General features: G+C 66.1%; 24 protein-coding genes. 14 read left to right on the top strand and 10 right to left on the bottom strand.

Features of this window, described 5'->3' with window-relative positions; all coding sequences use genetic code 11:
- Positions 1-185: 185 nt before the first annotated feature.
- Together Q1J95_RS05405 and Q1J95_RS05410 are read right to left on the bottom strand one after the other, a co-directional pair.
- Positions 186-947, bottom strand: a complete 762-nt coding sequence (locus Q1J95_RS05405; RefSeq protein WP_300266298.1) for a hypothetical protein — start codon at positions 945-947, stop codon at positions 186-188.
- Between the two features lie 214 nt (positions 948-1,161).
- The gene (locus tag Q1J95_RS05410; RefSeq protein ID WP_300266300.1) at positions 1,162-1,638 is read right to left on the bottom strand and encodes a response regulator transcription factor; all 477 of its coding nucleotides are present in this window, start codon (positions 1,636-1,638) and stop codon (positions 1,162-1,164) included.
- Positions 1,639-1,862: 224 nt separating this feature from the next.
- On the opposite strand from Q1J95_RS05410, the gene Q1J95_RS05415 reads away from it, so the two are divergent.
- From Q1J95_RS05415 to Q1J95_RS05425, 3 genes are all read left to right on the top strand, one after another.
- Positions 1,863-2,975, top strand: a complete 1,113-nt coding sequence (locus tag Q1J95_RS05415; protein WP_300266302.1) for a histidine kinase — start codon at positions 1,863-1,865, stop codon at positions 2,973-2,975.
- A 549-nt stretch (positions 2,976-3,524) separates the two neighbouring features.
- Positions 3,525-4,856 carry an APC family permease gene (locus Q1J95_RS05420; protein ID WP_300266304.1) on the top strand — a complete coding sequence of 444 codons (1,332 nt, stop codon included), beginning with the start codon at positions 3,525-3,527 and terminating at the stop codon, positions 4,854-4,856.
- A complete protein-coding gene (locus Q1J95_RS05425; protein ID WP_300266306.1) occupies positions 4,849-4,998 on the top strand; it encodes a hypothetical protein in 150 nt (49 codons plus the stop codon). Before Q1J95_RS05420 ends, Q1J95_RS05425 begins: the two co-directional genes overlap by 8 nt.
- Before the next feature lie 45 nt (positions 4,999-5,043).
- Here the strand turns inward: Q1J95_RS05425 and Q1J95_RS05430 are convergent, their stop codons facing one another.
- The 3 genes from Q1J95_RS05430 to Q1J95_RS05440 form a co-directional block, all read right to left on the bottom strand.
- The gene (locus Q1J95_RS05430) at positions 5,044-6,024 is read right to left on the bottom strand and encodes a Clp protease N-terminal domain-containing protein (protein WP_300266308.1); all 981 of its coding nucleotides are present in this window, start codon (positions 6,022-6,024) and stop codon (positions 5,044-5,046) included.
- Complete coding sequence (locus tag Q1J95_RS05435; RefSeq protein WP_300266309.1) at positions 6,021-6,266, bottom strand: hypothetical protein; 246 nt, start codon at positions 6,264-6,266, stop codon at positions 6,021-6,023. The genes Q1J95_RS05430 and Q1J95_RS05435 overlap by 4 nt, the downstream gene beginning before the upstream one ends.
- Positions 6,267-6,394: 128 nt before the next feature.
- Entirely contained in the window at positions 6,395-6,568 is a 174-nt protein-coding gene (locus tag Q1J95_RS05440; RefSeq protein WP_300266310.1) for a CsbD family protein, read from the bottom strand.
- 192 nt (positions 6,569-6,760) lie between these two features.
- On the opposite strand from Q1J95_RS05440, the gene Q1J95_RS05445 reads away from it, so the two are divergent.
- Entirely contained in the window at positions 6,761-8,815 is a 2,055-nt protein-coding gene (locus Q1J95_RS05445) for an MMPL family transporter (RefSeq protein WP_300266329.1), read from the top strand.
- Between the two features lie 445 nt (positions 8,816-9,260).
- On the top strand, positions 9,261-9,467 hold the full coding sequence (locus Q1J95_RS05450; RefSeq protein ID WP_300266312.1) for a cold-shock protein: 207 nt from the start codon (positions 9,261-9,263) through the stop codon (positions 9,465-9,467).
- A 69-nt stretch (positions 9,468-9,536) separates the two neighbouring features.
- On the opposite strand, the gene Q1J95_RS05455 is transcribed toward Q1J95_RS05450, so the two are convergent.
- Positions 9,537-10,205, bottom strand: a complete 669-nt coding sequence (locus tag Q1J95_RS05455; protein ID WP_300266314.1) for an HAD hydrolase-like protein — start codon at positions 10,203-10,205, stop codon at positions 9,537-9,539.
- Between Q1J95_RS05455 and Q1J95_RS05460 the strand changes: the two genes are divergently transcribed.
- Positions 10,204-10,338 (top strand): hypothetical protein, encoded by a 135-nt coding sequence (locus tag Q1J95_RS05460; protein WP_300266316.1) that lies wholly within the window; start codon positions 10,204-10,206, stop codon positions 10,336-10,338. The genes Q1J95_RS05455 and Q1J95_RS05460 overlap by 2 nt on opposite strands.
- Here Q1J95_RS05460 and nucS read toward each other — a convergent pair.
- Both nucS and Q1J95_RS05470 read right to left on the bottom strand, forming a co-directional pair.
- Positions 10,315-11,010: an endonuclease NucS gene (gene nucS, locus Q1J95_RS05465; RefSeq protein ID WP_300266318.1), complete on the bottom strand. Its 696-nt coding sequence runs from the start codon at positions 11,008-11,010 to the stop codon at positions 10,315-10,317. The two genes, Q1J95_RS05460 and nucS, sit on opposite strands and share 24 nt — an antisense overlap.
- 123 nt (positions 11,011-11,133) lie before the next feature.
- Entirely contained in the window at positions 11,134-12,357 is a 1,224-nt protein-coding gene (locus Q1J95_RS05470; RefSeq protein WP_300266319.1) for an MFS transporter, read from the bottom strand.
- 59 nt (positions 12,358-12,416) lie between these two features.
- Here Q1J95_RS05470 and Q1J95_RS05475 point away from each other — a divergent pair, with 59 nt between their 5' ends.
- Positions 12,417-13,481 (top strand): LacI family DNA-binding transcriptional regulator, encoded by a 1,065-nt coding sequence (locus Q1J95_RS05475; protein WP_300266320.1) that lies wholly within the window; start codon positions 12,417-12,419, stop codon positions 13,479-13,481.
- 8 nt (positions 13,482-13,489) lie between these two features.
- Here Q1J95_RS05475 and Q1J95_RS05480 read toward each other — a convergent pair whose 3' ends face one another.
- Positions 13,490-15,022 carry a hypothetical protein gene (locus Q1J95_RS05480; protein WP_300266321.1) on the bottom strand — a complete coding sequence of 511 codons (1,533 nt, stop codon included), beginning with the start codon at positions 15,020-15,022 and terminating at the stop codon, positions 13,490-13,492.
- Between the two features lie 121 nt (positions 15,023-15,143).
- Between Q1J95_RS05480 and Q1J95_RS05485 the strand changes: the two genes are divergently transcribed.
- From Q1J95_RS05485 to Q1J95_RS05515, 7 genes are read left to right on the top strand one after another with little or no spacing between them, the layout of a single operon-like run.
- Positions 15,144-18,089, top strand: a complete 2,946-nt coding sequence (locus Q1J95_RS05485) for a Na+/H+ antiporter subunit A (RefSeq protein ID WP_300266322.1) — start codon at positions 15,144-15,146, stop codon at positions 18,087-18,089.
- Positions 18,089-18,670, top strand: a complete 582-nt coding sequence (locus Q1J95_RS05490; protein WP_300266323.1) for a Na(+)/H(+) antiporter subunit C — start codon at positions 18,089-18,091, stop codon at positions 18,668-18,670. The genes Q1J95_RS05485 and Q1J95_RS05490 overlap by 1 nt, the downstream gene beginning before the upstream one ends.
- The gene (locus Q1J95_RS05495) at positions 18,667-20,220 is read left to right on the top strand and encodes a Na+/H+ antiporter subunit D (RefSeq protein WP_300266324.1); all 1,554 of its coding nucleotides are present in this window, start codon (positions 18,667-18,669) and stop codon (positions 20,218-20,220) included. Before Q1J95_RS05490 ends, Q1J95_RS05495 begins: the two co-directional genes overlap by 4 nt.
- Entirely contained in the window at positions 20,217-20,789 is a 573-nt protein-coding gene (locus Q1J95_RS05500) for a Na+/H+ antiporter subunit E (RefSeq protein WP_300266325.1), read from the top strand. Before Q1J95_RS05495 ends, Q1J95_RS05500 begins: the two co-directional genes overlap by 4 nt.
- Positions 20,786-21,055 carry a monovalent cation/H+ antiporter complex subunit F gene (locus Q1J95_RS05505; protein ID WP_300266326.1) on the top strand — a complete coding sequence of 90 codons (270 nt, stop codon included), beginning with the start codon at positions 20,786-20,788 and terminating at the stop codon, positions 21,053-21,055. The genes Q1J95_RS05500 and Q1J95_RS05505 overlap by 4 nt, the downstream gene beginning before the upstream one ends.
- On the top strand, positions 21,052-21,441 hold the full coding sequence (gene mnhG, locus Q1J95_RS05510; protein ID WP_300266327.1) for a monovalent cation/H(+) antiporter subunit G: 390 nt from the start codon (positions 21,052-21,054) through the stop codon (positions 21,439-21,441). Before Q1J95_RS05505 ends, mnhG begins: the two co-directional genes overlap by 4 nt.
- Before the next feature lie 16 nt (positions 21,442-21,457).
- Positions 21,458-22,294, top strand: a complete 837-nt coding sequence (locus tag Q1J95_RS05515; protein WP_300266328.1) for a DUF2510 domain-containing protein — start codon at positions 21,458-21,460, stop codon at positions 22,292-22,294.
- Between the two features lie 375 nt (positions 22,295-22,669).
- Here Q1J95_RS05515 and ehuA read toward each other — a convergent pair whose 3' ends face one another.
- Positions 22,670-23,431, bottom strand: coding sequence for an ectoine/hydroxyectoine ABC transporter ATP-binding protein EhuA (gene ehuA / locus Q1J95_RS05520; protein WP_300266330.1), 762 nt, complete (start codon positions 23,429-23,431; stop codon positions 22,670-22,672).
- Positions 23,432-23,456 lie beyond the last annotated feature (25 nt).

Raw genomic sequence — 23,456 nt, forward strand, 5'->3', positions numbered from 1 at the left:
CCCTGGACATCACACCTAGCGACGATTCCGCCTACGAGGGCTACAGCGAAGCAGATCGCCGCGGCCGCCCATCCGGCCGCCGCGAAACCGACGGGCACGAAGAGCGCAGCGAGCAGGAACGCTGCACCGACAAGAGGGAAGACGATTGCGATGCGCTGAGGAACTGAATGCGTCATTGATACCTCTCAGGAGTAGTACGAAGCGTCACGAACACAGTAACTGATGGTGCCGGCTGCGCCGCCGGTGAGTCCCACCAGGCACGGAACGCACGCGACGCCCGCGGTACCCACACACGCCACGGAGCACGCAATGGCAAGAGCTGTGATAGCCCAACCGGCGATGCCCGCGCTGCTGAGGCACTTGTTCAGGTTGCCCCACCAGTCGCCCTTGACGTAGCCGTTCGGCGCCTTCGCTGCTGCCACCTCGGGGCCGCTCGTGGAGACCGAGTCGCGAACGCTCGCAGGTGCGTTCTCGTCGACGACGACCTGGTTGAACGTGAGCTCGCCGTCAGTGTAGATCTGAGCCAGTCCGGAGTAGTCGCTGTACGCGTAGAAGGCGGTCTCGACCACGGACACGCGGTTTCCGTCGGCATCCACGAAGATGCTGAGCGAGCTCGGAGCGATAACACCTTGGTCCTCAGCCGCTGGGATGCGGAGGACGCGCAGATCTCCTGCATCGAGGGCTTCGGCGCGGTTCACGTCGTGCTCTACGCCACTCGCCGAATGCAGCGCATCCGCGTTCTCAGAGAGAAGCGTGTCGCGGACGTCGTTTGACAGCGGCTCGAGCTCCGGAAGCCCCTCTGCGCCGGGCAAGGTGGGTGCGCCGGACTGCTGGAGCGCGACCAGAGTGGTGTCCGTCGAGGTCGTCGCTGAAGCGGGCGCGACGAACATCGACGTGAGCACGGCAGCTGCCGCAAGAGCGGCAGTGAGCAACGTGCCGCGCGACACAGCGCCACCTGTTCGTGGCTGGCTGAATGACATTCGCATCTTGTTCCGGTCCTCTCATAATCACGGCACCGCCAGTCGTTGGCAGCGTCAGCGGTATCCTCACGTCCGCTGAAGGGGGCGGGCAAGGTAGGACCGGCCTTCGTGACCCTAGGGTCACAGATGGCGTTGCCGCTCCCGTTCGGGCGTGGCGCATCGGTGAAGACGCCACGGGGCGTCAGAGCTCGATGAGCCCGATTTCGGCCGCGCGAAGCACAATCTGAAGGCGGTTCTCCACGTTCCACAGGCGATTGATGTGCCGGATATCGGCTTTCACGGTGCCCTCGGCATAGTGCAACTCATCGGCGATCTCGACGTTCGACAACCCGCGCGCGATGAGCTCGATGATCTGCCGTTCGCGCGCACTGGGCGCTGGCGAGTCATACCTCAGCCGACTCGTGCCGCCTATCGCGGAATGAACGAAACGTTTCTGCACTTCCGGAGACACGACCCGGTCGCCAGCGTGAGCTGCCACCACCGCTTCGATGATCTGCTCCGGTGTGGAGTTCGTCACAGCGCAAGTGGCGACGGCATCGGAGCCGTCCTCCGCTTCGCCGACGAGTTCAACTCGCGGGTCAGCGGCGATGAATGCTCGAAGAGCGTGCCGGACAAGTGCCTCGTCGTCGACGACGACAACTCGAATCCCAGCACTCACTGCAAAACGGTATCGCGGGATCAGTCTGAAGGCTCTAGCCCTGGGGCCATGCTTTCCACCTCCAGGGTCGAACTAGGGCGGAATGTCGCGGAGCGCCGCGCTGCGCGACCCATCGACCGTCACATTGCAAGGAGACGACATGGACCTGCTCAACTTCTCAACTCTCGGTGTTGTCCCGGCGGCTGCAGACCTCGGCGATTGGCTGTGCCAGATCCTCGGAATCTGTGCCTGAAACCAGCGCGACGCCCGCCCGCGTCTTCGTCGACACTCCCCGCCTGTCCTTGGGGAGGATGCTGAGGTCGCGCAAGCTCTGGGAGTCCCGTCAGCTTCACCCGGTCGCCCGACCGCTCCTTCTCGTCGTTGTCGGCGTCCTCCTTGCAATCGCGGTCGGGTTCATCGTGGCGAGTGGCTCGTTCACGCGGTACGACCTCATCGCGGTTGCGATGTACCTGGCCATCGCGGCGTTCGCCTGGCATCCACTCACAGCCGCGTTTATCGCCATGTTGGTGGGCGTGATCGGCATGGTCTTCACCAATAGCGGCGGAGACCTCATCGAGTTAGCACTGGCAGCGTGTCTCGTCGCGGCGACCTGCTCCCGAGTCGTCATGGTCGTATACGCCGCGGTACTCGTCATTCTGACGGTGTACCTCGACGTGGCCACGCCGACCCTCACCGAGGGAGGCATTTTCGGTATCGCGGGGATCGCCGTGATCTCGTTCATCGCCGGAGTGACGTTCCGGATCATCACTGTCCGGGAATCGCTGTTGGTCGATGACCGAGTGCGGCTCGTGAGACACCTCGAAGGTATGGCGAGAGAAGACCAAGAACGGATCGCGGACGAGATGCACGACGGCATCGCTCACGACCTCACACTTGTCCTCTTCCATGCACGCGCGCTTCCCAAGCAGCCGGACGCCGCTGGTCGGGAAGTGTCGCTCGCCACCATCGAGGAATCCTCGACGCGTGCCCTGCACAGCGTGCAATCGCTCCTCGCATTGATGCGAGGCCCGAGCGCGTCGAGCGAGCAACCGCCAGACGAGAACGTGACGGATACGGTCGTCGGGTTGGGGAGGCTTCTCAACAACGCTGGCATCCCGACCGTGGTGAAAACGCCCACCACTGACGCGGAGGTGCCCGCGCTCGCCCAGCGTCTTCTCGGTGCCGCGGCCATCGAAGCGGTGACCAACGTCATCAAGCATGCTCCGCACTCCTCCGACGCCGCTATCGAGGTCACCGTCGACGAGCTCGGGGTGGAACTAGTGGTGAAGAACTCCAACAGCCGGACGTCGTCAGCGCAGGTCTCCTCCCTCGGTGGACGCGGACTCGCCCGAGCTTGACAACGCCTCGAGCAGCACAACGGCCACCTCGAAGCTGGGGCGACGAACAACAGCTGGATCGTGCGCGCGGACGTCCCACTGCACCCGCCTCGTGACTCGCGGCCCGTCACTTCCTGAAGCCCAACGGGGCAGATCGGCGCGTAGGAAAAACGAGTCGCCCGCAGAGCGAACGACTCGCTATTCGTTTAGTGTCTCAACGACCCACACTCGACGGGTTGAGGAGGGCCTTCGTGCGCAGCGACCTTTGCCGGGAAGCCGCGGAGTTCCGCGGATCTCGGGGCGGCTGTGGGAAAACTCGAGACTCGGGAAAGGAAACTGGGCTCGGGTCGAGTGAAAACAGGGGCGTCGGGCGAGTTGAAGACTCAAGCGATTACGCCTCTGGATCGACTTTCCTAAAGACACCACCGAGTGAATATGGCCTCTGACCTGGGATTTATGTCCCAGGTCAGGGGCCATTGTTGTTCAGCCGCCCGGTCGTGCGAACCGGAGACGCGTGCGACTGTCAATCCCCTTGTCGGCGGTCTTGACCCGGGGGTTCGATGTTCGATCATGACGACCGATACGCAACCTCCTGAGCGGCTGAGGCGCGCCATCACCGGCCCCCTGCTGTTCGCGTTCATCCTCGGGGACGTCCTCGGTGCGGGCGTCTACGCGCTGATGGGCGTGCTCTCCGAGAGGGTGGGCGGGCTGCTCTGGGCTCCGCTTCTGCTGGCGCTGGTGCTTGCGATGCTAACGGCGGGTTCCTATGCCGAGCTGGTCACGAAGTATCCGCGGGCAGGCGGCGCGGCGGTGTTCGCGGAGCGGGCGTTCCGCAGCCCGCTCGTCTCCTTCCTCGTGGGATTCAGCATGCTCGCCGCCGGGGTGACCAGTGCCGCTGGACTCTCGATCGCCTTCGCCGGAGAGTACTTCGGAACCTTCGTGGAGTTACCCGTCACGCCGGTCGCGATCGTCTTCCTCGCTCTCGTCGCGGCGCTGAATGCGCGCGGCATCCGCGAGTCCCTGGGCGCGAATCTCGTCATGACGGCGATCGAGGTGAGCGGCCTTGTCATCGTCATCGTCGTGGTGGGGGTCTTCGTCGCAGAAGGAGGCGGCGATACGTCACGCGTTCTGCAGGCGCCGGAAGGAACGGGCGTCGGAGCGGCGGTGCTCGCGGGCGCGGTCGTCGCCTATTACTCGTTCGTCGGATTCGAGACCTCCGCGAACGTCATCGAAGAGGTCAAGACGCCGACGAAGACGTACCCGAGGACGCTGTTCGCCGCCCTCGTCACCGCAGGCGTGGTGTATGTGCTCGTGGGCCTTGCCAGCGCCGCCGCCCTTCCCGTGGACGAGCTGCAGGAATCCAGCGGGCCGCTGCTGGCGGTGGTCGAGGCGACCGGTGTCAGCGTGCCGTCGTGGCTGTTCAGCCTCATCGCGCTCATCGCAGTGGCGAACGGTGCTCTCCTCACGATGATCATGGCGAGTCGGCTGGCATACGGGATGGCCGAGCAGAACCTCCTGCCCCACGTCCTCGGGCGCGTGCTTCGCCGGCGGAGAACGCCCTGGGTCGCGATCATCGCCACGACCCTCGTCGCCGTGACGCTCACTCTCATCGGCGACCTGACAACGCTCGCCGAGACCGTGGTGCTGCTTCTGCTCTTCGTGTTCCTGAGCGCGAACGTCTCGGTCCTCGTGCTCCGTCGCGACCGGGTCGCGCACGCACACTTCCGCGTCTGGACCTTCGTCCCCGTGCTCGGTGTCGCCTCCTGCATCCTGCTGCTCACGCAGCAGCGCCCTGTCGTGTGGCTCTTCGCCGCTGCGATGCTCGCCGTCGGCGTCGTTCTCTATCTGCTCGCACGATGGGAGCGAAGGCGCGCGGACGCACGGATCACGAAGGATGCTTAGGATCGGTCTCCCGATCGGATGCCGGTCGGCAGGCCTCGGCAATGATCTGACGCAGGGCGTAGGCGCGTTTATGCGAGAGGTGACGGAAGCCGCGTTCCGCGAAGGCGTGAGCGACGACCCGACATGGCAGCAGGGCGCCTGACGGCGGAGCGGATCCTTCCCGTGCCGGTGATAGCGTGGTTCCTGATCAGCGGAACACCCGGCTGATCGCCCCGCTCATCTGCGACAGGTTCAGCCATACGAGGTACTTCTGCAGCGCACGCAGCGGCAGCCCGGCCAGACGCCGCCAGCCCGCGCGGCGACGCCAGGTCGAGGTGAGTGTGACGAATGTGCCGCCTTCGGTCGTTTCGAGCTCGACCGCAAGCATGCGGGGGGCAACGTCCGGTGCATCCGGAAACTCGCACCACCAGATGACACGTGTCAGGGTGGTGGCCTCACGCTGTGTGATGCGGCGACGACGAAACTCGGATCTGACCTTCAGCGGTTTGCCGTTTGGCCGGTGCGTCGGGCTGACGCCGATCCACACATCAGCATCATCCGACGCGGCGGCGATGTCGCCGATCGCCGGGTCCCATTCGTCGAAGCGGTCGGCGTCGGAGACGAGTGCCCAGACGTCTTCGACGGGGGCGGGGACATACGTTCTGATACGCCCATGCACCCAATCGCGTCGACGCGGGGCGGAGGGGCTGTCGGATGCCGCCGCCGCCTCTGCTTCGTCGAGCGCTGTGCGCACAGCATCCGTCGTCGTGCCCAGCCGCTCGAGAATGTCGGCGATCAGCCCGCTCGGCTCATCGATCAATTGGCGCAGCACCGACGCTGCGTCTCCCTTGCCCGGCTTCTCGGTCGACCGATTCAGGATCGTGCGCGCGCGATCGGTCCAGTCGTAGCCTTCGGTTTCGTGGAACACGATCCGGCCAGCTTCGGCGCGCTCGAGGTCGATGCCGAGCTGACGCAGGTGACTGTCGTGCTGGTCGCGCACGGCGCAGCGCGCAGCATCCAATGTGATGCCCAAAGATCGCAGCGCGTCCCCTGCGCTTTGATCGCTGATCACGAGGGCGAGTAGCAGGTGCTCGATATCGCCGTCTCGTCGGCCTTCGCGTGAGGCCTCTTCCATCCCGGCGATGCTGAGCGTCTGCATCGTGGCTGCTGTCGTCAAGAACGTGCTCATGTGTTCCTCCTCGGGAGCGGGATGCTTGCATCGACGCGTTTCGCGTGCTTCTTGTGCGCGGCCTGCCGGCTGACGCCGAGCGCATCGGCGACTTCCTGCCAACTGAGGCCAGCGCGCAGTGCGGCTTCGACCTGTTTCAGCTCGAGGGTGTCGGCCAGTACGCGCAACGAAGACACAGCCCGAAGCCCCGCTCGCGGGTTGCTGATGTCTGCAGCGACGGCGGCTATCCGAGTTGATTCCACACTGTCAACGTACGTTGCTTGCTTGCGGCTCGTCAACCTGAGTTGCTCGATGGGAGTGCGGTCGCCGGGCACGACGAAGGCCGCCGCGCGAGACGATCTGCGCGGCGGCCTGCCGGTATCAGGCGGCGTTACTTGTCGAACGCGTCCTTGACGTCGTCCCCGGCCTTCTTAATGTCGGCTTTCGCCTGCTCGGCCGTGCCCTCGGCCTCAAGTTTTTCGTTGTCGGTCAGCTTCCCGGCCGCTTCCTTCGCCTTGCCGGCGACGTCCTCCGCGGCGTGCTTCGCTTTGTCTCCGATGCCCATTGATCCATTCCTTTCATCGGTGCCTTCTTCGACAACGTTCGCACGAGAGATGCGATAACGGCAGGGGGGTTGACGTCCGGCGGTGCATGTCGCACACTCCCGGGCAATGCGTCTCACGTGACGCTGCGCCGCAGGAGCATCTCCACCTTTTGAGCGATGTCTGCAGACGGCGACGGTGGTGGGCTGGAAGCCATGACAGCACCTCATCGGCCCCTTCCCGATCGCCTCACATCCCGTCGTGGCTCCTGGATTGCTCTCGGCATCGTCCTCATCGTCTTCATCGCCCTGTTCGGCCTGTTCAGTCGCATCGACGCTCCTTCGGCCATTGAGCCGGCGCCCGCCGATTCGGAATCCAGCCGCGTCAGCGCCCTGCTCGACGAGTTCCCCGATGCCGACGAGCAATCCGTCATCGTTGTCGCTTCGCGAGCGGATGCCGGCGGCCTCACCGCATCCGACATCGACGCACTCGCCGACCTCGTGCCCACTCTCGATGCGCATACCGGGCTGAAGTCATCAGCGCCGAACGTCAGTGACGACGGCGAGGCGGCCGTGATCGTCACGCCCTTGACGATCGGTGCCGACAACGCCGAGACAGCCGAGATCGTTCAGGATCTGCGCGGTGCACTGCCGGCCATCGACGGTCTCACGCTGCAGGTCACCGGCGGCCCGGCCTTCGGCGCCGACATCACCTCAGCCTTCGACGGCGCCGACGTCACCCTGCTGCTGGTGACCATACTCATCGTCGCCGTGCTGCTGATCATCACCTATCGCTCACCGGTGCTGTGGCTCATTCCGCTCGTCGTCGTCGCGTTCGCCGATCAGCTCGCCGGCACCGTGACCGGCGCCGTCGGCTCCTGGCTGGGGCTGCAGTTCGACGCCGGCATCATCAGCGTGCTCGTCTTCGGCGCGGGCACGAACTACGCCCTCCTGCTGATCTCGCGATACCGAGAAGAACTGCACGTGCACGCTGACCATCGAACGGCGTTGAGTGAGGCCTGGCGCACAACCGCGCCGGCGATCGTCGCCTCCAACGTCACGGTCGTGCTCGCCCTGCTGACTCTGGCGCTCGCCGTCATTCCCGGCACACGCGGGCTCGGGATCTCGTCAGCCGTGGGGCTACTGATCGCGCTCGCCGCGGTGCTCTTCGCCCTGCCGCCTTTGCTGGCGGTGTGCGGTCGTCGAGTCTTCTGGCCTTTCATACCGAAGCCGGACGATGCCGCGAAGCACGGACGGGTGTGGCGTGGGATCGCCGTGCACGTCATGCGGCGGCCGTGGCTGAGTCTCGGCGCGGGTCTTGCGATGCTCGCTGTCATGGGCGCCGGACTGTTCGGAACCTCGATCGGCTTGAATCAGATCGACAAGTTTCGGGTGCAGTCCGAATCGGCCGCGGGGCTTGAGGTGCTCGGTGCGCACTTCCCTGCCGGAGAGTCGCAGCCCATCATCATCGTCGCGGGCAGCGCTCAGGCCGATGATGTGGTCGACGCGGTCGATGACATCGCCGGTGTCGTGCGCGCGCATCCGGTCGGAGAGACGGACGACGGATCCTTGACGGAGATCATGGTCACCGGGGAGCACGCGCCAGGAACCCCCGAGAGCCTCGAACTGGTCGCCGAGCTGCGTGAGATCGTGCACGCCGTGCCGGATGCCGAGGCGCAGGTCGGTGGCGCGATCGCGACCGACCTCGACGCCAGGACAGGAAATCAGCGCGACCTGATGCTCGTCGCGCCGCTGGTCCTCGCGGTGAGCTTCATCGTGCTGCTGGTGTTGCTGCGCTCGATCGTGGCGCCTGTTCTGCTGCTGCTGGTGAACCTGGCGAGCGCAGCGGCAGCCATCGGCCTCGGCACGTGGCTGAGTCGCGTGCTGTTCGAGCAGCCGGCGCTTGACTTGCAGGTTCCACTGCTGGCGTTCTTGTTCCTGGTCGCGCTGGGCGTCGACTACACGATCTTCTTGGTGCACCGCGCGCGAGCCGAGGCTGCTGAGTACGGAACGCGCGAAGGCATGGTGCACGCCGTCGCACACACCGGCGCCGTCATCACGAGCGCGGGAATTGTGCTGGCGGCTGTCTTCGCCGCCCTCGGAGTGCTGCCGCTGGTGACGCTGGGACAGCTCGGACTAATCGTCGGGGTCGGCGTGGTCGTCGACACGATCGTCGTGCGAACCGTCATCGTGCCAGCGTTGTTCGGCGTTCTCGGCGACCGCATCTGGTGGCCGAAACGCGGTTTCGGGAGAGATGGGGTGACGGAATGACCTCCGTGCTGTACACCCCATCTTCCCGAGACCCGATCGCCACGTCTCCCAGATGACGGAGGAGCTTCCCCGAGCCTGGCGATCCGCACTGCGCGTGAACCGTCGGGGGTAGTTCAGTCCCCAATGCACTACTCGAACGGATCCGTGACCTCATCTTCCCACGTTTTCGACAAAATGTCCCCCAAATGGGGGACAAGAGGGCGGGTTTGGTATTAGGGTGGTTGTCTGACGCACCCTCCGGTCGTCTTTGGCCCTCACCGCTCCCCCCGCGGTGAGGGCCGTCTCCGTTTTTGGGCGGATGCCCTGGCGCGGCTCATCAGCCGAAAACCCCGTGCAACATTTGGGTTACCATCTCGGCCCGGGTCTTCCCCTTTGGCTGTGCGCCGATAATGTGGGCAACGTCGGGGCACCCTGCGTCGACGACATTCCAGCAGAACGGCAGTACATGAGTACCCAAGGCACGGTCAAGTGGTTCAACTCGGAGAAGGGCTTCGGCTTTATCTCCCCCGATGACGGCGGCGCTGACGTCTTCGCGCACTACTCCGCCATTGACGCAACCGGCTACCGCTCACTCGACGAGAATCAGCGCGTCGAGTTTGACGTGGCGCAGGGCCCTAAGGGCCTGCAAGCCGAGAACATCCGTCCCCTCTGAGGGGCGATGACACAGAACTCCCCGCTCCGGTGCACGCCAACAGCGTGCGTCGGCGGGGAGTTCTGTGCTTCAGGGCAGTAAGAGGGCGCGCAGCGCCGTGGCGTCTGCGGCACGATACGCTGCGTCATCGCCCTCGGTGGGGTCACCGAATCCCCACTCCGAGAAGATGACGGGGATGCCGAATGCCACCGCGCCCTCGACGTCGTGGTGCCGGTCGCCGATGAGCACCGGCTTCGAGGTATCGGCGCCGGCGGCGTGAAGACGCTCGAGCGCCCACCCGATCACCTCTGCCTTGCCGTCGTTACGGCCGATCGCGCCGCTGCGCGCGCCCGAAACCGCCGCGAACAGGCCGGCGAGGTTGTAGTGCTCGAGGATCGCAATGACCTGATTCTCCGGCTTCGTGCTGGCCGTCGCCTGGGGGATGCCGGCAGCTGCCAGGTCACGGATGATCTCGGGCACACCCGGATAGACATCGACAGACGCCGCGTACCCATCGCGCGTGGCCAGCTCACGGTAGCGATGCAGTGCCACATCGGCCTGCTCGGCACTGAGGCCCGCGAGGCTCTGGAAGGACTCGTACATCGGCGGGCCGACCCAGCGGGCCATGGTGGACGGGTCGGGCGCGGCGATGTCGAATGACGCGAGAACTTCGTGCAGCCGCGGAAAGATGCCGGGAGTCGCGTCGGCGATCGTGCCATCGACGTCCCATAGCACGCAGGAATAGGGGGAGTGGGGCATGCTCTCAAGCCTATGGGGCGCGGTCACCCTCGGCCGCTTCGACGGGCTCGGGCTTGTCGGCCGGCCCCTGAGCCTGTCGAAGGGCCCGGCACCGTGCGGCGCGGCATCGTCAGAACAGGCGGGGGATGCCTGACTCGATGCCCTTCATATCGTCGTAGTCGAGCACCAGACAGCGGATGCCGCGGTCTTCGGCGAGCACGCGCGCCTGGGGCTTGATCTCCTGGGCGGCGAACACGCCCTGCACCGGAGCGAGGTGCGGGTCTCGCCCGAGCAGCTCAAGATAGCGGGTGAGCTGCTCGACGCCGTCGATGTCGCCGCGCCGTTTGATCTCCACCGCGATGGCCGCGCCGTCGGCGTCTCGCACCATGAGATCGACCGGTCCGATCGCCGTCGGATACTCGCGGCGCACCAGCGTCGCGCCCTCGCTGATGCGTTCGACCTGTTCGGCGAGCAGGCGCTGAAGGTCGGCTTCGACGCCGTCTTTCTGCAGCCCCGGATCCACGCCCAATTCGTGCGCCGAATCGTGCAGCACCTCGTAGATCTGCACGCGCAGCGCGTCGCCGGTCTTCTTGTGCGTCACCTGCCACACGTCGATCACCCCGGCGCCGGCCTCATCGTCGTTCGGCTCTTCCGTGACGAGCGTGCAGGGCGGGCTCATCCAGTTCAACGGCTTGTAGCTGCCGCCGTCCGAGTGCACGAGCAGACTCCCGTCGCCCTTGTGCACGAGCAGACGGGTGGCCAGGGGCAGATGGGCATTCAGCCGCCCGGTGTAGTTCACGGAGCAGCGGGCGATGACAAGGCGCACCCGACGAGCCTAACCGCCGCCGCGCGACGTCGTGTTCACAACTCAGCAAAGATCGGGCCGGTCGGTGACGCGAGGCTCGGAAACACGCGGCGTCTCGGCGGCGTGCCCGCGAGTTTTGAGGAGTTATGAACGTGAATTCACGGAGACCTTGAGCGGTTTGGCCGCTCCAGATGCGAAACCGGATGCCGCGACCAGCGCCACCAGGATGAACAGCGTGTTCAGCAGCCCGATGTGCTCGCTGATGAGCCCCAGAATGGGCGGCCCGCCGAGGAAGGCGATGTAGCCGATGGTCGCCGCCGCGCTCACGCGTGCGGCGGCTTTGGCCGGGTCATCCGCCGCCGCCGACATTCCCAGAGGGAAGCCGAGCGACGCCCCGATGCCCCACAGTGCCGCCCCGATGAACACGAACGGCAGCGACGGCGCGAGGATGAACAGCAGGATGCCGCCCGCCGCTGTGACCGCGAGCGTGCGTAGGATCGGCACCCGTCCGAATCGGTCGACGAGTGGTCCCCCGAAGATGCGCACGGTCGTCATGCATACCGAGAACACGGTGAGCGCGGCGGCGCCGATCGCCGTTCCGCCCCCGTGGTCCTCGGCGGCGCCGAGCGCGAGCCAGTCGTTGGCGCCGCCCTCTGCGAACGACATGCCGAGCATGACGAGACCGAGCGCGTAGGTGCGCGGCTCGCGCCACGCGGCGAGGGCGACGTGCATGCGTTCGCGCCAGTGCGGCTTGTCTTCGGTCGGTTCGGGGTCGAGTGCCTCGCTGCGATCGGGCACGTGTGCGAAGCACACGGCGGCGGCGATGACGAAGATCACGGCGAGGGCGATCGTGTGCACACCGACGGAGAGCTTGACGGTCGCGGCCATCCAGCCGAGTCCGGCGCCGATGACGGTGCCGAAGCTGAAGAACGCGTGAAACAGCGGCAGCAGCGTCTTGGCGGCCTGCTGCTCGACCGCTGTCGCTTCGACGTTCATCATGACGTCGAGGGATCCGTTGCCGAACCCGAAGAACGCGAGCCCGACGATCACGAGCGCGAACGAGCCGAAGACGGCGGTGCCGACGCCGATCACGACGATGCCGATCGTGAGGGTGATCATCATTGCGAGCATTCCGCGGCGCGCGCCGGTGCGGGCCATCACGGCCGGCCCGGTGGAGATGCCGACGATCGAGGCGATTCCCATGCCGAGCAGCAGCAGGCCGACCTGCGCGTTGTCGATGCCGAGGGCGCTCTTGATGTCGGGTACGCGTGAGGCCCAGGTGGCCATGGAGGCTCCGCTGACGAGGAAGATCGCGAAGACCGCGTTGCGCCAGTGCACGAACTGCGCGCGAGTGAGGGCGGATTGCATGAGAGACAGCGTATCGAATCGATTCGATTCTGAGAAGTGGCTCGCGCTATCCTCGGAATATGGACCCGTCGGATGCTCCGCGCCGAGCCACGCTCGCCGACGTCGCCCGCGCAGCGGGTGTGTCGCCCTCCACGGCATCCGTCGTCTTCAGCGGCAAGACGAAGGTTTCGGACGCCACGAGCAGACGTGTTCGCGCAGCCGCAGACGAACTCGGCTACACCGGACCCGACCCGCTGGCGGCCTCACTGCGCACCGGGCGCAGCGGCATCGTCGCCGTTGTGCTGGAGGGGCAGCTGCGCGCGGCCTTTCTCGATCCGGTCACGATCCCGATGATGGACGGCCTCGCCGACGGGCTCGCCTCCCTCGGGGCCGGCATCCTGCTGCTGCGCGACGAGTCGGGGGAAGAGGGCGCACCGTCGCTGACGACGGCGCCGGTTGATGCGGTGGTATTGATCGGATGCTCCGGCAGAACCCGTGCCTCGCTCGACATCGTGCGCAGCCGCGGCCTTCCCGTCGTCGTCATCGAGGGCGATGCTGGCGAGGACGTGCCGCAGATCTCGCTCGACAATCGCCACGCGGCCGAGGTGATCGCACGCCACATCCGCGAGCTCGGGCATGACCGTGTCGCGGTCGTCGCGCTGCCGCTCGATGCGGGCCACGAGCGCGGGCTCATTGATCCTGAACGCTGGGCGAGCGCCACGGTCGACGTGACTCGTGACCGCTTCGCGGGGGTGACAGCGGTGTTCCCCGACGCGCGCGCTGTCGCCGCGGGAGGCAGTTCGATCGATGAGGGCGTGATCGCTGGCCGGACCCTGCTGGCTGATCCCGAGCACCGCCCCACCGCCGTCATCGCACAGAGCGATCTGCTCGCGGCCGGCGTCATCCGTGCAGCCGAAGAGCTCGGCTTGCGCGTGCCCGAGGACGTCAGCGTCGCCGGATTCGATGGCGTCACCGTCGATGGCATCGGCCCGCATGTGCTCACCACGATGGTGCAGCCCGCCGTGCAGAAGGGCCGTGCCGCCGGTGAGCAGGTGGCACGGATGCTGCGCGGCGAAGCCGCCGAGTCGCTGGATCTCACCAGCACTTTCCGCCCCGGAACCACGACGGCGCCGCCGCGCGGCTGATCAGCGCGTTAGGATCGCGGTGGCCCGAGCGCGAGCGCCGTCGGAGAGAAGTCGTAGATCGTGTACTGGCCGCACGCGATCACCTGCGTCGGCTGCGCGTTCGTGCCCAGCGCCCACGGAGAGCTCTGCGCGTCTTCGATGAGGAATGTCACCTCGCCGGGCGCGAAATCCGACTGATTGACCAACCAGGCGTAGGCGTTGAGCTGGTGATCGACCTGGACGAGCTGGGTGGGTTCGTCCAGGTGCAGTTTGGGCAGGCGAACCGTCCAGAACTGACCGCCGCCCACCTGGCCGGAAGCGTTCACCCATTCATTCACACACCGCAGATCGGTGTTCGGATGCTCCGCCGCGGCGACTGCGCGCGGAACGCTGAGCCCCGCCCCGACGAGCAGCAGGGTGGCCGCGGCCGCGGTCAGCACGGGGGCGGCGCGCCGAGGCATCCGTGCGCTGACACCCGTACGGGAAGTGACCCGCACGGGCGACGCGACCAGCGCGAGCACGGGGGCGAAAAACAGCGGCTCGAGGTAGCGGGCGGCGTGCGTGCCCAGGACGATGGCGCCGAGCACCACGAGCAGCGGGATGGCCCAGCCGGCGGCGGCGACCAGGCGCGCGCCGACGGTGCGCGCGCGAACCGTCTGCACGACAGCGAAGACCAGCAAGGCGGCGAGCAGAAGGGTGCCGATGAGGCCGAGCGGCGTCGACGTCCGCACGGTCAACAGGTCTGCGTAATAGCGCACGGACTCGGGCCACAGGCCCGGCTGCGCGTACTCGGCACCGCTGTTGGCAATCCATGCCGAAAGCGGAATGCGACCGACGAAGCCGATGACCGTGCCGCCGATGAGCCAGGCGAGCAGGGAGAGAGCTCGCCTTCTGGCGACGGGGTACACGGCCGCGGTGCCCAGCAGAACCCCCAGCGGGGCCGTCGCCCACGCGGCATAGAGCGGATTCGACACCGTCGACACGAACGCGACACCGGCGAGCACGATCGACAAGCGCGTGGCGGAACGTGGGCGGTCGTAGGCGCGGCGCACGAGCCCGACGCTCAGTACGACGGCGATGACGGTCGCCGAGTAGTAGGTCGTCGTCAACAGCAGAGAGGCAAGCTCCAGCGCATCACGCGAGGCCGAGGTCTCGGTCACGACCAGCAGACAGAACGCGCTCAGCGCTACCAGCGACCAGCCGACCGGAACCGTTCTGCCACGGCGGCGGCCAGCGACGAATCGCACCGCGCCATACAGCGCCACCAGGTTGACGACGGCGTTGATGAGCAGCACGGCATTGACATCGAGTGAGAGCAACTGCCCGATCAGCCAGAGCGCTGCGAACACCGCGATCTCCGGCAGAAAGAGCACACTCGACATCACCCAGTCGAACGTCTCGCCACCGGTGATCGACCGCACCAGCAGCGCCACCACCAGCGAGTCGCCGTCGCGCAACAGCAGCTCAGAACGCGCTGTCGACGCGAGCTGTGCCACGGTCACGATCGAGATGAGAGCCGCAGCGACCCAGCCGCCGAGCTCTCGCACCCAGAAGTGTCGCATTCCTCCACTGTGACACGTGCAGATGTGACGACTGTCGGATACGGCGCCGCCGCGGCCGGGTAAACTAAGACAAACCTGCCCGCCTGTGCCGCCAGGCCGACGTGCCATTGAGGAGCCGCCGATGCTGTTGCTCCTCGTCGTGTTCCTTCTCGGGTCCATCATTCTGCCCGCGTTGGTTCGATGGCTCGGAGCACAGGCGTTCGCTGTTGCCGCTCTTATTCCGGCAGCGGCATTCGTGCACGCGCTGATGTTGGCACCGCAGGTACTCAGCGGCGAGGGTGCGCCCTTCGAGACCGTGGAGTGGATTCCACAGCTCGACCTGAACGTGTCGATGCACATGGACGTGCTCGGTTTCGTGCTGACGCTCATCGTCACCGGCGTCGGGGCGCTCGTCCTGCTCTACTGCCGCTGGTATTTCTTTGAAGACAGCACCGATCTCGGCCAGTTCGCCGGCGTGCTGCTCGGCTTCGCGGGGGCCATGTACGGCCTCGTGCTCACCGACGACCTGGTGATGCTGGTGATGTTCTGGGAAGTCACCAGCATCCTGTCGTACCTGCTCATCGGTCACTACCGCCGCCGTGCGGCAAGTCGTCGTGCCGCGCTTCAGGCGCTGCTGGTGACCACACTCGGCGGCCTCGTCATGTTTGTCGGCGTCGTGCTGCTCGTCGTCGATGCGGGAACAACGAGCATCATCGAGATCCTTGAGCTCGCTCCGACCGGGCCGCTGATCGATGCCGCCGTCGTCATGCTGCTGGTCGGCGCCCTGAGCAAGTCGGCGATCTTCCCTTTCCACTTCTGGCTGCCCGGTGCCATGGCGGCTCCGACGCCGGTCAGCGCGTACCTGCACGCGGCGGCGATGGTGAAGGCCGGCATCTATCTGATCGCCCGATTCGCGCCGATCTTCGCGCTCAGCGAACCGTGGCGTCCGATCGTCATCTCGCTCGGCGTGCTCACCATGCTGATCGGCGGCCTTCAGGCCCTGCGCGAGACAGACCTCAAACGCATCCTCGCGTTCGGGACGGTCAGCCAGCTCGGCTTCTTCACGATCGTGGTCGGTTACGGCACCCAGGCGACGGCGCTCGCCGGCATCGCGCTCGTGATCGCGCACGCGCTGTTCAAATCGGCGCTGTTCCTCATCGTCGGCGTCATCGACCGCCAGCTCTCCACACGCGACATCGACGAACTCTCGGGGGTCGGCAGGCAGGCTCCGGTGATGGCTACCGTCTCGTTCGTCTCGATCGCATCGATGGCCGGCATCGCGCCGACGATCGGGTTCGTGAGCAAAGAGTCTGCGCTGACCGGTCTGCTCGACGATGCGATCGGCGGATCGGTCTGGGGACTGGTCGCTCTGATCGGTGTCATCCTCGGTTCTGTTCTCACAACGGCATATGGGGTGCGCTTCCTCTGGGGTGCGTTCTGGAAGAAGCGCGACGCCGCCGGCGAGCGGGTTGCCGACACCCCGTGGCCCGATCCGCCCGTCGGCTTCCTCTCCGCCCCCATCATCCTGGCCGGGCTCACCCTCGCGGCCGGAATCGGCGCGCCGGCCATCGACGTCGCACTCCACGGCTACGCGATCACCGCGACGCTCGGTCTGGACGCCACCGGCGCAGCCGTCGAAGGGCCCGGCCATCTCGCGCTTTGGCACGGATTCGAGCCGGCCCTGGGCATCTCGATCCTGGCGATCGTGCTCGGCATCGGGCTCTTCCTGCTCACCCGCATGACAGGCTGGGATCGCAAGGCACGCCTGCTGGGATTCACGGCCAGCGATGCGTATTACCTCGTCATGCGCGGCGTCGACCGCCTGTCGGTGATCGTCACGAGCCTCACCCAGCGTGGTTCACTGCCGGTCTACGTCGGCACGGTCTTCGTCGTGTTCGTCGCAGCCGAGGCGACCGCGCTGTTCGCGAGCGACGTCGACCGATTGAACCTGTCGGCCTGGCACACACCGACCCAGATCGCCGTCGCGCCGATCATGGCGATCGCGGCCGTGTTCGCGGTGCAGGCGCGCAAGCGCTACACCGGGGTCGTGCTGGTGTCAGTGACAGGCCTCGGCATGGTCGCGCTGTTCGGGACCAGCGGTGCGCCCGACCTCGCGCTCACGCAAATTCTCGTCGAGACCGTGACAATGGTGACCTTCGCCCTCGTACTGCGTCGGCTTCCCGCCCGCATGGGCGAGCACAATGCGTCCGTCTCGCGCATCCCCCGGGCGATTCTCGCTGTGGGCGTCGGCGTGACGATGGCATTCGTCGCCATTGTCGCGACCCAGGCGCGCAGGACCGTGCCAATCTCCGTCGACTTCGCCGAACTCGCCTATGAGATCGGCCACGGCATGAACGTCGTCAACGTCGCTCTCGTCGACCTGCGCGGTTGGGACACCATGGGCGAGCTGTCTGTACTGGTGCTCGCGGCCACCGGCGTGGCATCCCTCGTCTTCGTCAGCCACCGTGCCGACATGCTCTCGCAGCGTCCGTCGCTGCCGAAGCGGCTGCGCCGCAAGGCCAGAATCGCTCCGCTCGTCGAGACAACGGAGGGCATCCGCTTCCAGACGGCCGAGAACCGCAGCAGTCCGCGAGCCTGGCTCGTCGGCGGGCAGCAGATGAAACCCGAGAACCGCTCGATCTTTCTCGAAGTGATCGTGCGCATTCTGTTCCACACCATCATCGTCGTGTCGATCTATCTGCTCTTCGCTGGCCACAACGGCCCCGGCGGCGGCTTTGCCGGCGGGCTCGTCGCCGGTATGGCGCTGGTCATGCGGTACATCGCCGGCGGACGCTGGGAGTTGGGCGCTGCCGCGCCGACGGATGCCGGGCGCCTGCTGGGCACCGGGCTGATCCTCGCCGTCGGCACCGCCGTCGTACCGCTTTTCTTCGAGCTCGCTCCGCTCACCAGCACGTTCTGGGAGTGGGAGCTGCCCCTGCTCGGGCACATGGAGTTCGTCACGTCGACGATCTTCGACGTCGGTGTGTACCTGGTGGTCATCGGGCTCGTGCTCGACGTGCTGCGCAGCCTCGGGGCCGAAGTCGACAAGCAGGCGCAGCAGATGCGCTCGCGGGCGGTGAGCAGCTGATGGACATCTCGCTCACATTGATCATCGTGATGGCCGTGCTGTTCGCCGCCGGTGTGTATGCGATGCTCGAGCGCAGCCTGACCCGGGTGCTCATCGGCTTCCTGCTGCTGGGCAACGCCACCAACCTGCTGCTGCTGATCGCGATGGGCGTGCCCGGCAATGCGCCGTTCTTCGGCGAGACCAATGCGAGTGACCCGCTGCCGCAGGCGCTCACCCTCACGGCCATCGTCATCACGTTCGCCGTATCCGCCTTTCTGCTCGCGCTCATCTATCGATCCTGGCAACTGGGCCAGGCCGATACGGTCGAAGACGACCAGGCAGACATCGCACTGCGCGAGCGCACGGATGAAGACGAAGATGTGCTCGACGACGAAGACGATGCCGAAGACGAAGAGGCCACCACCGACTTCGTCGGCGAGCACACCGCGCCGATCACCGTGCTGCACATGCGCGATCATCCCGCGATTCACGACGACGCTCCGATAGATCGCGCCTGGGCGCCGCGCGAGCCTCCGCTCCCTGAGCCCGTCGAAGGGTCGGAGACCGAAGCATCCGATGGGAAAGGAGAGGACCGCACATGAGCGCACTCGTCCCCCTTCTCGTCGCCATCCCCTTGCTGGGCGCCGCGATCACCCTGGTGTTCGGGCGCAGCCCGCGCCTGCAGGTCTTCGTCACGGTTGCCGCGCTCACCGCCACCGCGATCATCGCCGCGGTGCTGTTGATCACGGTCGATGGTGGCGCGCCCCTGGCGGTCTCGGTCGGTGGGTGGCCCGTGCCGTTCGGAATCGTGCTGTATGTCGATCGGCTCGCCGCGCTGCTCGTGCTCATCAGCAGCATCGTGCTGTTGGCGGTGCTGTTGTTCTCGATCGGTCAGGGTGCCGCAGACGGCAGTGACGAGACGCCGATCTCGATCTTCAACCCGTCGTATCTGATTCTGGCCGCCGGTATCTTCAACGCTTTCATTGCGGGCGACCTGTTCAACCTTTACGTCGGGTTCGAGATTCTGCTCGTCGCGTCGTACGTGCTGATCACGCTCGGCAGCACGGAATCGCGCATCCGCACCGGTGCCGTGTACATCGTCGTCTCGCTCGTCTCATCGATCCTCTTCCTCGCGGCCATCGCGGTGATCTACGGGGCGCTCGGCACCGTGAACATGGCGCAGATCGCCGAGCGGATGAGCGAGCTGCCGCAGGACACGCAGCTCATTCTGCACCTGCTGCTCGTGATCGCCTTCGGCATCAAAGCGGCGATCTTCCCGGTGTCGTTCTGGCTGCCCGACTCGTACACCACCGCCCCGGCGCCCGTCACCGCCGTGTTCGCCGGTTTGCTGACGAAGGTCGGCGTCTACGCCCTGATCCGCACCGAGACGCAGCTGTTCGCCGAGAACAGCATCAACACGCTGCTGCTGATCGTCGCCCTCGCCACGATGGTCATCGGCGTGCTCGGTGCCGTCGCGCAAGCTGAATTGAAACGAATACTCTCGTTCACCCTGGTCAGCCACGTCGGCTACATGATCTTCGGCCTCGCGATCGCGACACCCACCGCGATCGGTGCGACCGTCTATTACATCGTTCACCACATCGTCGTGCAGACGACGCTGTTCCTCGCAGTCGGCCTCATCGAGCGCCGAGCCGGAAGCACGTCGATTCTGCGGGTCAAGGGGCTGCTGAAGGTCGCCCCGCTGCTGGCCGTGCTCTACTTCGTGCCGGCGATCAACCTCGGCGGCCTGCCACCGTTCTCGGGATTCATCGGAAAATTCGCGCTGTTCGAGGCCGCGGCATCCGTCGGCACCCCGCTCATGATGGTGCTCATCTTCGGTGGCATCCTGACCTCGCTGCTGACGCTCTATGCGCTCATGCGTGCCTGGAACCTCGCCTTCTGGCGCGAAGAAGAAGACGCCACCGAGACCGATACCCGCGTGTCGTATCTCGGCAACGCCCCGGCGGCGGACGAGCACCAGGAGCGCCGCCGCATCCCGAAGATCATGACCGTCGCCACCGGCGGCATGGTCGGGGTGACGCTGCTTCTGACGATCTTCGCCGGGCCGCTGTATGCGCTCTGCGATCGCATCGGCGCCTCACTGCTGCAGCCGGTGAACCTCGTGCAACTGGAGGAGGAGGTGGCGCCATGAGTCCGGAAACCCGTCGTCACATCCTGCGCGACCTCTGGCTGCAGATTCCCTTCCTCGTCTGGCTGGTGCTGCTGTGGATGCTGCTGTGGAATCAATTCACCGTCCTCTCACTCGTGACCGGACTGGTCGTGGCGATCTTCGTCACCCGGGTGTTCCGGCTGCCGACGGTCGAGCTGTCGGGGCGCATTAACGTCTGGTATGCCGCCGTGTTCATCGCACAGTTCCTGTTCGCCGTGGTGCACGGCGCGGTCGCCGTGACCATCCAAGTGTTCAACTTCCGTCGTCAGCCGGGAGCCGCGATCATCGGCATCCCCCTCAAATACGCCGATGACCTGATCATGACGCACGTGTCGGTGACCTCATCGCTCATCCCCGGATCCCTCGTGGTCGAAACCGACCGGCGCCGACGCATCCTGTATCTGCACGTGATCGGTGTGCGCACGCGAGCGGACGCCGATGCTCAGCGTGATGGCGTGCTGCGATGGGAACGCCGCATCGTCCGTGCGCTCGGCAGCCCGGCGCAGTATCGTGCGCTCAAGGAAGACGAGCGGGCAGGAGGGCGACGATGAACATTCTGATGGCCGTGATCGTGGCGGTGTTCGCCGTCGCCGCCGTCCTGACCGTGTACCGGATCATTCGTGGTCCGTCGATCCTCGACCGTGCCGTGGCATCCGATGTGCTCCTCACCGAGGTGATGTGCGTGATCGGAGCCGAGATGGCGATCAACGGGCACACCCGCAACATTCCGGTGCTTCTCGTCATCGCCGCGGTCGGGGTGTTCGGGTCGATCTCGGTGGCGCGATACGTCGCGCGGAGGGACAACACGACACCATGAACTTCCTCGGGTTTGAGATTCCGGATGCCATCATCGATGTGGCCGTGCTCGTGCTGATCCTGCTCGGAGCGGTGCTGTGTCTGTCGGCGGCGGTCGGACTGCTGAATTTTCGCGCCGTGCCCTCCCGTCTGCATGCGGCCACAAAGCCGCAGGTGCTGGGGGTCATCCTGATCTGTCTCGCCATCGCCCTGTCGCAGCGTTCGATCGGCGGCATTCTGCTGGGACTCGCGCTGGTCGCTCCCATCGTGCTGATGCAGTTCGCGACCGCGCCGCTGTCTGCGCACATCGTCGGACGCCAGGCCTATCGAAACGGAACGCCAGAAGAGCGCACACTCGTCGTCGACGACCTTGCCGAGTCGAAGCAGACCCCGCCCGGAGCTGGGTGAGCCGAGCAGCATGTCGATGAGCGCACAGCCGGGGTGGTACGACGCCGGGGTCGCCGGCCAGCAGCGCTGGTGGGATGGAACGCGGTGGACCGAGCATGTCCGTGCGGCGACCGCCGCACCGGTGATGCCGCCGCAGGCACCGGCTGCCGTGCAGCCGCCGATGGGCTGGTATCCGGTTCCGGGAACGAGCGACGTGCGCTGGTGGGACGGTAAAGCCTGGGCTCCCCACCGCCTGCGCGAGGGAAGATCGCGAGCTGATGGCTTCGCCATCGAACCCGCGAACGTCGGCTGGGGTCTCGGCATCTGCTTCATCGCGCTTGGCATGAGCCAACTGAGCCTTCAGAGCATCTCGGGGCAACCGTTCTTCGCGATCACACCGTACCTGTTCTTCATCACGGGCATCATCTGGCTGATCGGAGGGCTGCGCGCAGCACAGCTGGCCAAGCTTCCCGCGCCGTCGACGGCGCCCGTGCTGGATGCGTCGGTGCGTCCCCTCCCCGGCGAAGTCGAGGGGCCGGGTGCTGGCTGGTATCCGGTCACCGGCCAGATCACCCGGTGGTGGACGGGAGCGCAGTGGAGCTTGTACATCGCCGAGAAGCACGGGGTGCGACCGACGCACTCAGGCCGGCGCGGCTACCGCACCTCGATGTCCATCGGATGGGCGCTGGTTGCACTCGGCGCGCTCGGTGCGATCGGCGGATTGCTGCTCATGGGCGCCGTCGGCCCGTGGGGCGGCATGATGATCGTCGTTCCCGCCGTGATCCTCGGACTTGCTGGCGGTGCGGTCGTGCTGACGGTGTACCTGCGGCGCTTCGCGCTGATTCTGCCGGAGCAGCCGCCGCAGCCGGCGTAGCCGGGCCGCCCGCCGATCCCGGTGCATAACTCAGCAAAGAACGCTCGTTCTCGTCCGATTCGGGCCGGATAGCCGCTGCCGCGCGGGGTTTTGCTGAGTAATGCACGCAGCCACTTGTCCTGCACAACCCGGCGCGGCCCGAGGCTATCCCCCGATCCTGGCTTTCCGCGAGAGACGATCACGTGTCAGACGCCGCGGGCGGCAGTGGCGACCTTAGACAGTGTGCTGCACCACAGGCTGCTGACGAAGGCGGAGCTTGAGAAGGTGTTCGCGACGCTTCCGCAGCAATTCTCCGTGCTGCTGGCGCTCGTGGACCCGCCTGATCGGGGCTCTCGCCGCCGGTCTTGAGGAGTGATAAACGGGGGACCCGCAGAATCAGAGCACGGCGGACAGGAAGTCGCGCGTGCGCTGCTCTTGCGGGTTGCTGAAGATGTCCTCGGGCGGGCCCTCTTCGACGATGCGTCCGCTGTCGAACATCAGCACGCGGTTCGAGACGTCGCGAGCGAACTGCATCTCGTGCGTCACGATCAGCATCGTCACGTCGGTGTCGCGGGCGACGTCGCGCAGAATGTTCAGCACCTCGCCGACGACCTCGGGGTCGAGGGCGCTGGTGACCTCGTCGAGCAGCAGGATCTCAGGCTCCATCGCGAGTGCACGGGCGATCGCGACACGCTGCTGCTGACCACCCGAGAGCTGGGTCGGATGAGCGTTCTCTTTGTCGGGTAGGCCGACCTTCTCAAGCAGCTCGCGGCCCTTGGCGATCGCTTCCTTCTTGGGGATGCCGAGCACGTGGACGGGCGCTTCGATGATGTTCTCGATCACAGTCATGTTCGGGACCAGATTGAACTGCTGAAACACCATGCCGATGCGCTTGCGCATCTCGTTCTTGTGCTTCTCTTTCAACGCAACGCGTTTGCCGTCTTTCTCGAAGTGGGTCAATGGGTTGCCGTCAATGAAGATGTAGCCGTCGTTGGCCTCTTCCAGCGTCATGACCAGCCGCAGAATCGTGGTCTTTCCCGATCCACTCGGACCGATCAGGGTGACGCGGTCGCCTTTGCGCACGACGAAGTCGAGGTCGTGCAGCACGACATGGTCGCCGAAGCGCTTCTCGACTTTGTTGAACAGAATGGCCGGCATCTCGCCGTCGGCGAGGGCGATCGCA

Source organism: Microbacterium sp. (assembly GCF_029263575.1).
Taxonomy (GTDB): Bacteria; Actinomycetota; Actinomycetes; order Actinomycetales; family Microbacteriaceae; genus Microbacterium.

Coding starts and splice junctions, on each gene's coding strand:
- Q1J95_RS05420 (WP_300266304.1), top strand. CDS start 3,525: ATGACGACCGATACGCAACCTCCTGAGCGGCTGAGGCGCGCCATCACC.
- Q1J95_RS05425 (WP_300266306.1), top strand. CDS start 4,849: ATGCTTAGGATCGGTCTCCCGATCGGATGCCGGTCGGCAGGCCTCGGC.
- Q1J95_RS05430 (WP_300266308.1), bottom strand. CDS start 6,024: ATGAGCACGTTCTTGACGACAGCAGCCACGATGCAGACGCTCAGCATC.
- Q1J95_RS05440 (WP_300266310.1), bottom strand. CDS start 6,568: ATGGGCATCGGAGACAAAGCGAAGCACGCCGCGGAGGACGTCGCCGGC.
- Q1J95_RS05445 (WP_300266329.1), top strand. CDS start 6,761: ATGACAGCACCTCATCGGCCCCTTCCCGATCGCCTCACATCCCGTCGT.
- Q1J95_RS05450 (WP_300266312.1), top strand. CDS start 9,261: ATGAGTACCCAAGGCACGGTCAAGTGGTTCAACTCGGAGAAGGGCTTC.
- Q1J95_RS05460 (WP_300266316.1), top strand. CDS start 10,204: ATGCTCTCAAGCCTATGGGGCGCGGTCACCCTCGGCCGCTTCGACGGG.
- Q1J95_RS05455 (WP_300266314.1), bottom strand. CDS start 10,205: ATGCCCCACTCCCCCTATTCCTGCGTGCTATGGGACGTCGATGGCACG.
- Q1J95_RS05470 (WP_300266319.1), bottom strand. CDS start 12,357: ATGCAATCCGCCCTCACTCGCGCGCAGTTCGTGCACTGGCGCAACGCG.
- Q1J95_RS05475 (WP_300266320.1), top strand. CDS start 12,417: ATGGACCCGTCGGATGCTCCGCGCCGAGCCACGCTCGCCGACGTCGCC.
- Q1J95_RS05480 (WP_300266321.1), bottom strand. CDS start 15,022: ATGCGACACTTCTGGGTGCGAGAGCTCGGCGGCTGGGTCGCTGCGGCT.
- Q1J95_RS05485 (WP_300266322.1), top strand. CDS start 15,144: ATGCTGTTGCTCCTCGTCGTGTTCCTTCTCGGGTCCATCATTCTGCCC.
- Q1J95_RS05490 (WP_300266323.1), top strand. CDS start 18,089: ATGGACATCTCGCTCACATTGATCATCGTGATGGCCGTGCTGTTCGCC.
- Q1J95_RS05495 (WP_300266324.1), top strand. CDS start 18,667: ATGAGCGCACTCGTCCCCCTTCTCGTCGCCATCCCCTTGCTGGGCGCC.
- Q1J95_RS05500 (WP_300266325.1), top strand. CDS start 20,217: ATGAGTCCGGAAACCCGTCGTCACATCCTGCGCGACCTCTGGCTGCAG.
- Q1J95_RS05505 (WP_300266326.1), top strand. CDS start 20,786: ATGAACATTCTGATGGCCGTGATCGTGGCGGTGTTCGCCGTCGCCGCC.
- mnhG (WP_300266327.1), top strand. CDS start 21,052: ATGAACTTCCTCGGGTTTGAGATTCCGGATGCCATCATCGATGTGGCC.
- Q1J95_RS05515 (WP_300266328.1), top strand. CDS start 21,458: ATGAGCGCACAGCCGGGGTGGTACGACGCCGGGGTCGCCGGCCAGCAG.
- ehuA (WP_300266330.1), bottom strand. CDS start 23,431: ATGCCGGCCATTCTGTTCAACAAAGTCGAGAAGCGCTTCGGCGACCAT.